Origin of the sequence: Parabacteroides sp. AF48-14 (assembly GCF_003477465.1) — a bacterium.
GTDB lineage: Bacteria > Bacteroidota > Bacteroidia > Bacteroidales > Tannerellaceae > Parabacteroides > Parabacteroides acidifaciens.
Map to the genome: position 1 here is coordinate 1 of NZ_QUDI01000077.1, position 8704 is coordinate 8704.

An 8704-nucleotide genomic window follows, 5' to 3' on the forward strand; every position below is an offset into this window, starting at 1 on the left:
GACCGTGCTAATGTGTAGTGCACTCGGCACCTCGCGAAGATTAGCACGGTCGTAATGGCGATTTGGACGGTCGTAATTGAAAAGTGGACCGTCATAAGGGCAAAAAAGCACCTGAATTTCCTTGGGATATTTGGAACGCCGTCCGTTTTATTTTCAAATATTCGATTCTCCGGGAGTTAAGCTTTATCATATTGTCGCTATTTTTACTTTCCGCCAATCAAATTGCAGGCTTTTCAGAGCGACCTCGGCACCTCATTCTTCCTGTTGTCAGCTGGGGAGGTTAAAACCATGCAAAAAGTCAATCCAAAATGGATCAAGATTTCGGACGAAATAGAAAAACAGCCCAAAAAGGGGGTTATTGTAATCTATTAGGTTTGCAGGACGTTCAAAACTCGAGATATTTGAAACAGATTCCTTCTTTTTCCAGAATAATCGTATATTTATCAGCAAAAGCGTGAGCATATGTATTACAACAAAGCATTCCTGAAATTCCGGTTCCGGCAATTCGGCAAGATTGTACGGGATATTCCGGTGCCTTATCTGGTGATATTGACCGGGATGGCTGTATTTTTGTTGTGTGGGATCTATGCTTTTATGGACAATCTTACAGGAGCGGCAATGACAGGAGGATGTTTTTTGTTACTGATCTGGCTGCTTCATTTACGACGCAACGATTTCCACTTTAGCCAACTCGTGGAAGAAAAACCTCAACAAGTCTTTTTTATGGATTACTGGCTGCTGTCCGTACCCGTCTTTATTCTCGAAATAATACGCGGATATTATTGGGTCGGACTGGGAGTCTGGATCGGATGTTGGTTGATCAGCCTTCAGGAACAGCCTGTCCGCCGGGTACAAAAAGGTTTTTCGCCGCCACGTTTTATCCCGGAAAAGGCTTTCGAGTACAGAACAGGCGTCCGTAAATATGGATGGCTGATGTTAGTTATTTACGGCAGCGCTTACGCCGGGTTGTCTTTGCCTTATGTGTCTTTGGTGTCACTTTGGTTTTTGACTTGCATCATGGCTGAATTTTTCTGCTATTCGGAACCGACCTCCATACTTTGTGCACAGGAGCTGCCGGCCAACCGTTTTCTTCACCGGAAATTAAACCTATATATACGGTTATACTTCATTCCGATGATGCCGGTGTGCCTGCTTTACACGCTCCTGCATCCCGCCCATTGGTGGTTGGCAGTGCTGTTCGTGCTATTGGGGAGCTTGAATATTGCGTTGATGGTTGTGTCCAAATATGCCGCTTATCTACCGAATACCCGAATTACGGGCGGGCAGATCGCTATTTCGATCTCCTTGTTCGGCATACTTTTCCCGGTACTGGCTCCTCTGACTTTATTGCTTCTGATAAAAAAATATATCACGGCACGCCGTAATCTAATACAATATCTTTATGCTTACAATTGAAGACCTGAGAGTCGGCTATGACAAAGAGAAAGATGTCCTGAAAGGGATCTGCCTCTCGATGGAAACGGGAAAAATCCACGGACTTGTCGGGCTGAACGGTGCAGGCAAAACAACACTGCTCAATGCGCTTTACTCCTTCATCCGTCCTCAAAGCGGAACCATTCTCTATGACGGTTCACCGCTAAAAAGAAAGGAGATCGGCTATCTGGAATCGGAGAACTATTTTTACCCCTATATGACCGGTAACGAGTATCTGAACCTGTTCCCTTCCGGCGGGACATATTTTGATACGGAAAGCTGGCAAAAGCTGCTATCGCTGCCATTAGGTGAGATAACCGAAAACTATTCCACCGGGATGAGAAAAAAGCTTGCCCTGCTTGCCGTGCTGAAAATGAACAAACCGATCCTGATACTGGACGAACCTTACAATGGCCTCGACCTCGAAAGCGCTCACTTGCTGACTCTCATCTTATCGCGCCTGCGGGAGAACGGAAAAACAGTGCTTGTCACCTCCCATATTTACGAAACCCTGACAACGGTTTGCGATTATATCCACTACATGAAAGACGGAATAATCGCCAGCAGCTATCCCAAAGAGCGTTTCGGGGAACTGCAAGAATTACTCCACACCACCGTGAAGCAGCGTGCCGATGGAGCGATCGAACAACTATTATAAGTTCACATTCATATACATTTTTATTTTTACAATCACATATTTGAAAAAATTTTATATACTTTTGTAGAGCATTTTATTATTGTAAAAATCTAACGACCATGAACACAAATTTCTTATTGTCTTCCGACAGCAATAACCGGAGTGAACTTCTTAAAAAGAAGATCATCCACTATTATATTGCCAATGGCGACGCGACTATTGCGGACCTTGGACGGGAAATGGATTTGAGTGTCCCGACCGTCACCAAGCTGGTTACCGAACTTCAGGAGGACAGCTACATCCTGGACTTCGGGAAGCAAGACACAAACGGAGGACGAAAGCCCAATATTTATGGTCTTAATCCCGCATCGGGCTATTTCGTGGGAGTAGATATGCTCAAAGACAAGCTTAATATGGCGGCTATCGATTTCAAAGGGGATAAAGTCCAATTGGAGGAAAACGTCCCGTACGAGCTGAAAAACACGCCTGCCTCGTTCGATGAGTTTTGCCGGATTATTGAAGATTTCATCGTGTCTTTGCCGATCGAACGGAATAAAATATTGGCTGTCGGAGTCAATATCTCCGGCCGCGTGAATCCGGTATCGGGCTACAGCTACAGCATCTTCTATTTTGATGAAAAACCACTTGCGCAAATACTGGAAGAGCGGTTGCAGGCAAAAGTATTCATCGAGAACGACAGCCGTGCCATGACATACGGCGAATATATGAAAGGCGTCGTACAGGGAGAAAAAAATATCCTGTTCATCAATATGGCCTGGGGCTTGGGCCTCGGCATCATTGTAGACGGGAATCTCTATTACGGCAGGTCCGGATTTTCAGGAGAGTTCGGGCACTTCTGCATGTTCGACAACGAGGTATTGTGCCATTGCGGCAAAAAAGGCTGTCTCGAGACGGAAGCATCCGGCTCGGCTTTCCACCGTATCTTGACGGAACGACACCGGGAGGGCAGCAATACGATCCTTGCCGGTAAATTGGACAGCGGGAAAGAGATTTCGCTCGGCGACCTGCTGGAAGCTGTCCGGAAAGAAGATGTGCTTTGCATCGAGATACTGGAACAGATGGGGTTCAATTTAGGGAAAGGCATTGCCGGACTGATGAATCTCTTCAATCCCGAATTAGTCATATTAGGCGGGACACTCTCACTGGCGGGCGAATACATCAGCCTCCCGATCAAAAGTGCTATCCGCAAATATTCGCTTAACCTGGTCAACCAGGATACGGAAATCAAAATCTCCCGTTTGGGAGAGCGGGCGGGCGCAATCGGAGCCTGTCTTCTGTCAAGGAGCAAGCTGCTCGGCATGATACGTTATTAACAGAACTCGCTATTCTTTAGACCATTATTTGTAATATTATTTTAATATCAAGCTTGTTATTAAAATATTTTATTTATATTTGCCAAGTATTTAAAGATACCAGGTAATAAAACACATTAAACAACGCAAGTAATGGAAAAGATTAAAGGCTTAATTGATGCACCTTTCACCCCGTTCTACGAAAACGGGGAGGTAAACTACGAACCCATAGAAGCTTACGCCGGACTTCTTGTCAAAAACGGTTTAAAAGGAGTGTTTATCAACGGTTCTTCCGGCGAAGGTTATATGCTGACCGACGAAGAACGCATGAAACTGGCCGAGAGATGGGTGGCTGTGGCCCCCGCAGGTTTTAAGGTCATCGTGCATGTCGGAAGCACTTGTGTCAAATCGAGCCGTAAGCTTGCCGCCCATGCCGAGAAGATCGGCGCCTGGGGAATCGGGGCAATGGCCTCTCCTTTTCCAAAGGTAAACCGGATAGAAGAGCTTGTCAAATATTGCGAGGAGATCGCATCCGGCGCTCCCGGACTTCCTTTCTATTACTATCATATCCCGGCTTTCAACGGGGCTTTCCTGCCGATGGTCGAACTGCTGAAAGCGGTGGACGGGCGCATCCCGAACTTTGCCGGAATCAAATATACATACGAAAGCCTGTACGAATACAACCAATGCCGCCTCTACAAAGACGGTAAATTCGATATGCTTCACGGCCAGGACGAAACAATCCTTCCCTGCTTAGCAATGGGCGGCGCCCAGGGCGGCATCGGAGGAACAACCAACTACAACGGCAAGGAACTGACCGGAATACTCGAAGCCTGGGCTGCCGGAGACCTGGAAACGGCCCGCGAACGCCAGAACTTCTCACAGGAAGTCATCAACGTGATCTGCCACTACCGCGGAAACATCGTCGGAGGGAAACGGATCATGAAACTGATCGGGCTCGACTTGGGCAAGAACCGCACGCCGTTCCAGAACATGACGGATGCGGAAGAGGCTGCCATGAAAGCGGAACTGGAAGTAATCGGCTTCTTCGACAGATGCAATAAGTTCTAAAAAACAAAATGCCATGAATGACATCGCACGCCCGTCCGAATACTTAGGGTATTGGGGCGAAAAATACAAACAAGATCTACTGACCGACATTCTGCCTTTCTGGCTGAAATATGGGTTAGACAAAGAGAACGGAGGCTATTTCACTTGCCTGGACCGCGACGGTTCGCTATTAGACACGAATAAATCGGTCTGGTTCCAGGGGCGGTTTGCCTTTATACTCGCTTATGCTTACAATCATCTCGAAAAACGCGCCGAATGGTTGGATGCCTGCAAAAGCGGCATCGACTTTATCGAAAAACACTGTTTCGATACGGACGGACGCATGTTTTACGAAGTAACGAAAATAGGAACTCCCGTACGTAAACGCCGATATGTATTTTCTGAAACATTTGCCGCCATCGCCATGGCTCAGTATTCGATCGCCTCGGGCGACAAGAGCTATGCCGAAAAAGCGGTCAAATTGTTCAACCAAATTCTCTATTACAAGAACACACCCAGGGCATTAGAGCCTAAATTTCGAGAAGGATTCGTTGCAAAAGGTCATTCCTTTTGCATGATCCTGATCGACACTGCCGCCCGTATTCGGGAAGCAATTGACGATCCTGTGCTGACCTGCCAGATCGACGAATCGATAGCCGAACTGCAACGCGATTTCATGAAACCGGAGTTTAAAGCGATCTTGGAAACTGTCGGACCGGACGGCGAGTTTATCGACTCGATACCAGGCCGGACCATCAATCCGGGACATTCCATCGAAACAGCCTGGTTCATTCTCGAAGAGGCCAAACACCGCAATTGGGACCCGAAGCTGAAACAGATGGGGCTGACCATCCTCGATTGGTCCTGGAAGTGGGGCTGGGATGAAAAGTACGGCGGGATCACGTATTTCAGGGATTGCAAAAACCGCCCGCAACAGGAATACTGGCACGATATGAAATTCTGGTGGCCGCAATGCGAAGCCATCATTGCCACGCTGTATGCGTATGAGGCGACCGGCGACCCGAAATACCTGAAGATGCACCGGCAGATCAACGAATATACCTACGCCCGTTTTCCGGACAAGGAATACGGCGAATGGTTCGGCTATTTCCATTATGACGGAACACTCTCACAGCCTGCAAAGGGGAACATGTATAAAGGACCGTTCCACATCCCCCGGATGCTTCTGAAATGTCATCTGTTATGTAAGGAAATACTGCCCGGGCTATGATGAACAATAAGAAATACTATCCCTGGATAGTCGTCGCCTTGCTTTGGGGCGTAGCTTTGTTAAACTACATGGACAGACAGATGCTTTCGACCATGAAGTCTGCCATGATGATCGATATTACCGAACTGGAATCCGCCACCAACTTCGGCCGCCTGATGGCTGTATTCCTCTGGATATACGGCCTGATGAGCCCGGTGGCCGGCATGATCGCCGACCGGGTGAACCGGAAGTGGCTGATCGTAGGCAGTCTCTTTGTCTGGTCGTTCGTAACATTGATGATGGGCTATTCGACAGACTTCAACCAGATCTATATCCTCCGGGCCATTATGGGAGTCAGCGAAGCCTTGTATATTCCTGCCGGACTTTCCCTGATAACGGATTACCACCAGGAGAAAACCCGCTCGCTTGCGGTCGGCGTCCATATGACCGGCCTTTACACCGGACAGGCGTTGGGCGGCTTCGGGGCGACAATCGCCGGGGCATACAGTTGGGAGACGACTTTCCACTGGTTCGGGATCATCGGGATTGCGTACAGCCTGGTGCTGATCCTTTTCCTCAGAGATAAAAAAGACCATACGGTTGTCAAGCCGGTTGCTTCGGCTCCCGGGCCGAAAGAGAATCCGGTGGCGGCTGCGATAAAAGGAATGGGAATGTTATTCGTAAACATCTCTTTCTGGATTATCCTGCTCTATTTCGCCACGTCGAGCCTGCCGGGCTGGGCAACCAAGAACTGGCTGCCGACGCTGTTCTCGGAAAACCTGTCCATCGATATGTCAGAGGCAGGGCCGCTATCGACTTTCACCATCGCGATCTCTTCCTTTATCGGGGTGATTGCGGGCGGTATATTATCTGATAAATGGATACAACGAAATGTCCGGGGCCGTATTTATACCGGTTCCATCGGACTGGCGCTGACTATTCCCGCGCTTCTGCTCTTAGGGTTCGGCAATAGCTTTGCGATGATTATCGGCGGCGGACTTTGCTTCGGTATCGGGTTCGGCATATTCGACGCCAACAACATGCCGATCCTTTGCCAGTTCGTATCGCCGCGCTACCGGGCTACGGCCTACGGGATTATGAATATGACAGGGGTGTTTGCCGGAGCGTTCATCACGAAACTATTAGGCGAATCGACGGATGCCGGAAACCTGGGACACGATTTCGCCATGATGGCGGGTCTGGTCTTTGCCGCTTTAGTCGTGGAAGTAATCTTCCTGCGACCGAAAACAATCAATATGAACGATTAATAATAAAAAAACATCATGAGAAAGATACTTCTTTATTTTAGCCTCCTTCTCTTCATTCAAACGGCCTTTGCAGCCGACAGCCTGTTTGTCAGGAAACCTCTGGTTCCGATATTGATCGACCGGACGGATAATATTTTGCTGGAAATGCGCATAGACGCGCATAAAGGCGATGTGCTCAACAAACTGTCCCTGCAATTCAAAGGAGAAATCGATTTAAACGACATAAAGGCGTTGCGCCTCTTTTATAGCGGCACGGAAGCAGCCTCCAGGGAAGGCCGGCATTACCGCCCCGTATCCTATATTTCCAGCCATGCGGAAGGAAAAACAAAAGCGGCCAATCCGGCTTACTCCGTTAAGCAGAGTGAAGTGACGGAAATCACAGGGACGGTGACCTTCACCAGCAACCAACCGATGGTAGAGGGCGTCAACTATTACTGGGTCAGCATCGAAATGAAACCGGAAACCTCTTTATTGTCGACTCTCACCGTACAGATGCCGATGGCCGAGATCAACGGCATGCCGGCAACGATCATGTGGGACGGCAAGGCGGATGTGCGCCGCATGGGGATCGGCGTGCGACATGCCGGAGACGATGGCGCTTCCGCATTCCGCATTCCGGGGCTGGTGACTTCCAACAACGGAACATTGTTAGGTGTGTACGACATCCGCTACAACAGCAGTGTGGACTTGCAGGAAATGGTCGACATAGGCGTCAGCCGGAGTACCGACAAAGGACAGACCTGGGAACCGATGCGCGTGGCCATGACTTTCGGCGAAACAGGCGGACTGCCTCATGCGCAGAATGGCGTGGGCGACCCGTCTATCCTGGTGGACGAGAAAACGAATACCATCTGGGTCGTTGCGGCCTGGACACACGGAATGGGGAACGGACGCGCCTGGTGGAACTCCATGCCGGGCATGACACCGGACAGCACCGCCCAATTAATGCTTGTCAAGAGTGAGGACGATGGGAAAACGTGGAGCAAACCGATCAATATCACCTCGCAGGTGAAAGATCCTTCCTGGTATTTCCTGTTGCAAGGGCCGGGACGAGGCATCACGATGAAGGACGGGACACTGGTCTTCCCGATCCAGTTTATCGATTCCACCCGTGTGCCGAATGCGGGCATCATGTACAGCAAAGACCGCGGAACCACCTGGCATCTGCATAACCTGGCCCGGACGAATACGACCGAAGCGCAGGTGGCGGAAGTAGAGCCCGGCGTCCTGATGCTGAACATGCGCGACAACCGGGGAGGAAGCCGTGCCGTAGCCACGACCCGCGACCTGGGTAAAACGTGGTACGAACACCCGTCGAGCCGCAGCGCACTGCAAGAGCCCGTCTGCATGGCAAGCCTCATCCATGTCGATGCAAAGGACAATATCACCGGAAAAGACCTGCTGATCTTCTCCAACCCGAACACGACGAAAGGACGTAACCATATCACGATAAAAGTCAGTACGGACGGAGGTATGACCTGGCCGCTCGCCAACCAGGTAACACTGGACGAAGAAGAAGGATGGGGCTATTCCTGCCTCTCCATGATCGACCGCGAGACGGTCGGCATCTTCTACGAATCGAGCGTCGCCCACATGACATTCCAGGCGGTCAAGCTGACCGATTTAGTGAAATAAGTTTTTCATGAAACGCATACTGTTCATATTAGTGAGTTAAGGTTTAGGGATATTGGCTGCGCAAGCAGCCGGTATCCCTCATTTGCTCCCCTGGCCGCAAAAAGTGACTTGGACCGGAGAAGAGTTCCATGCCCGGGAAATTTCCGTTTCATGCGCA

The 8704-nt window shown here is 49.5% G+C and carries 7 protein-coding genes; all 7 read left to right on the plus strand.

All coding sequences use genetic code 11. The features are described 5' to 3' along the window. Nucleotides 1-462 precede the first annotated feature (462 nt). The 7 genes from DW083_RS21505 (at nucleotide 463) to DW083_RS21535 (ending at nucleotide 8547) form a co-directional block, all read left to right on the plus strand. Nucleotides 463-1416: a hypothetical protein gene (locus tag DW083_RS21505; protein ID WP_122333786.1), complete on the plus strand. Its 954-nt coding sequence runs from the start codon at nucleotides 463-465 to the stop codon at nucleotides 1414-1416. Further along, on the plus strand, nucleotides 1403-2092 hold the full coding sequence (locus DW083_RS21510) for an ATP-binding cassette domain-containing protein (protein ID WP_122333787.1): 690 nt from the start codon (nucleotides 1403-1405) through the stop codon (nucleotides 2090-2092). The genes DW083_RS21505 and DW083_RS21510 overlap by 14 nt, the downstream gene beginning before the upstream one ends. A 98-nt stretch (nucleotides 2093-2190) precedes the next feature. Further along, on the plus strand, nucleotides 2191-3405 hold the full coding sequence (locus tag DW083_RS21515; RefSeq protein ID WP_115498436.1) for an ROK family transcriptional regulator: 1215 nt from the start codon (nucleotides 2191-2193) through the stop codon (nucleotides 3403-3405). A 132-nt stretch (nucleotides 3406-3537) separates the two neighbouring features. Then, complete coding sequence (locus DW083_RS21520; protein WP_122333788.1) at nucleotides 3538-4455, plus strand: dihydrodipicolinate synthase family protein; 918 nt, start codon at nucleotides 3538-3540, stop codon at nucleotides 4453-4455. 13 nt (nucleotides 4456-4468) lie between these two features. Beyond that, nucleotides 4469-5665 carry an AGE family epimerase/isomerase gene (locus tag DW083_RS21525; protein ID WP_122333789.1) on the plus strand — a complete coding sequence of 399 codons (1197 nt, stop codon included), beginning with the start codon at nucleotides 4469-4471 and terminating at the stop codon, nucleotides 5663-5665. Continuing rightward, a complete protein-coding gene (locus DW083_RS21530) occupies nucleotides 5665-6912 on the plus strand; it encodes an MFS transporter (protein WP_122333791.1) in 1248 nt (415 codons plus the stop codon). Before DW083_RS21525 ends, DW083_RS21530 begins: the two co-directional genes overlap by 1 nt. A 15-nt stretch (nucleotides 6913-6927) precedes the next feature. After that, nucleotides 6928-8547, plus strand: coding sequence for a sialidase family protein (locus DW083_RS21535; RefSeq protein WP_122333790.1), 1620 nt, complete (start codon nucleotides 6928-6930; stop codon nucleotides 8545-8547). Nucleotides 8548-8704: the final 157 nt, after the last annotated feature.

Bases quoted from the DNA above. Each gene is read 5' to 3' on its own strand.
- DW083_RS21505 (WP_122333786.1), top strand. From the start codon at position 463: ATGTATTACAACAAAGCATTCCTGAAATTCCGGTTCCGGCAATTCGGC.
- DW083_RS21510 (WP_122333787.1), top strand. From the start codon at position 1,403: ATGCTTACAATTGAAGACCTGAGAGTCGGCTATGACAAAGAGAAAGAT.
- DW083_RS21515 (WP_115498436.1), top strand. From the start codon at position 2,191: ATGAACACAAATTTCTTATTGTCTTCCGACAGCAATAACCGGAGTGAA.
- DW083_RS21520 (WP_122333788.1), top strand. From the start codon at position 3,538: ATGGAAAAGATTAAAGGCTTAATTGATGCACCTTTCACCCCGTTCTAC.
- DW083_RS21525 (WP_122333789.1), top strand. From the start codon at position 4,469: ATGAATGACATCGCACGCCCGTCCGAATACTTAGGGTATTGGGGCGAA.
- DW083_RS21530 (WP_122333791.1), top strand. From the start codon at position 5,665: ATGAACAATAAGAAATACTATCCCTGGATAGTCGTCGCCTTGCTTTGG.
- DW083_RS21535 (WP_122333790.1), top strand. From the start codon at position 6,928: ATGAGAAAGATACTTCTTTATTTTAGCCTCCTTCTCTTCATTCAAACG.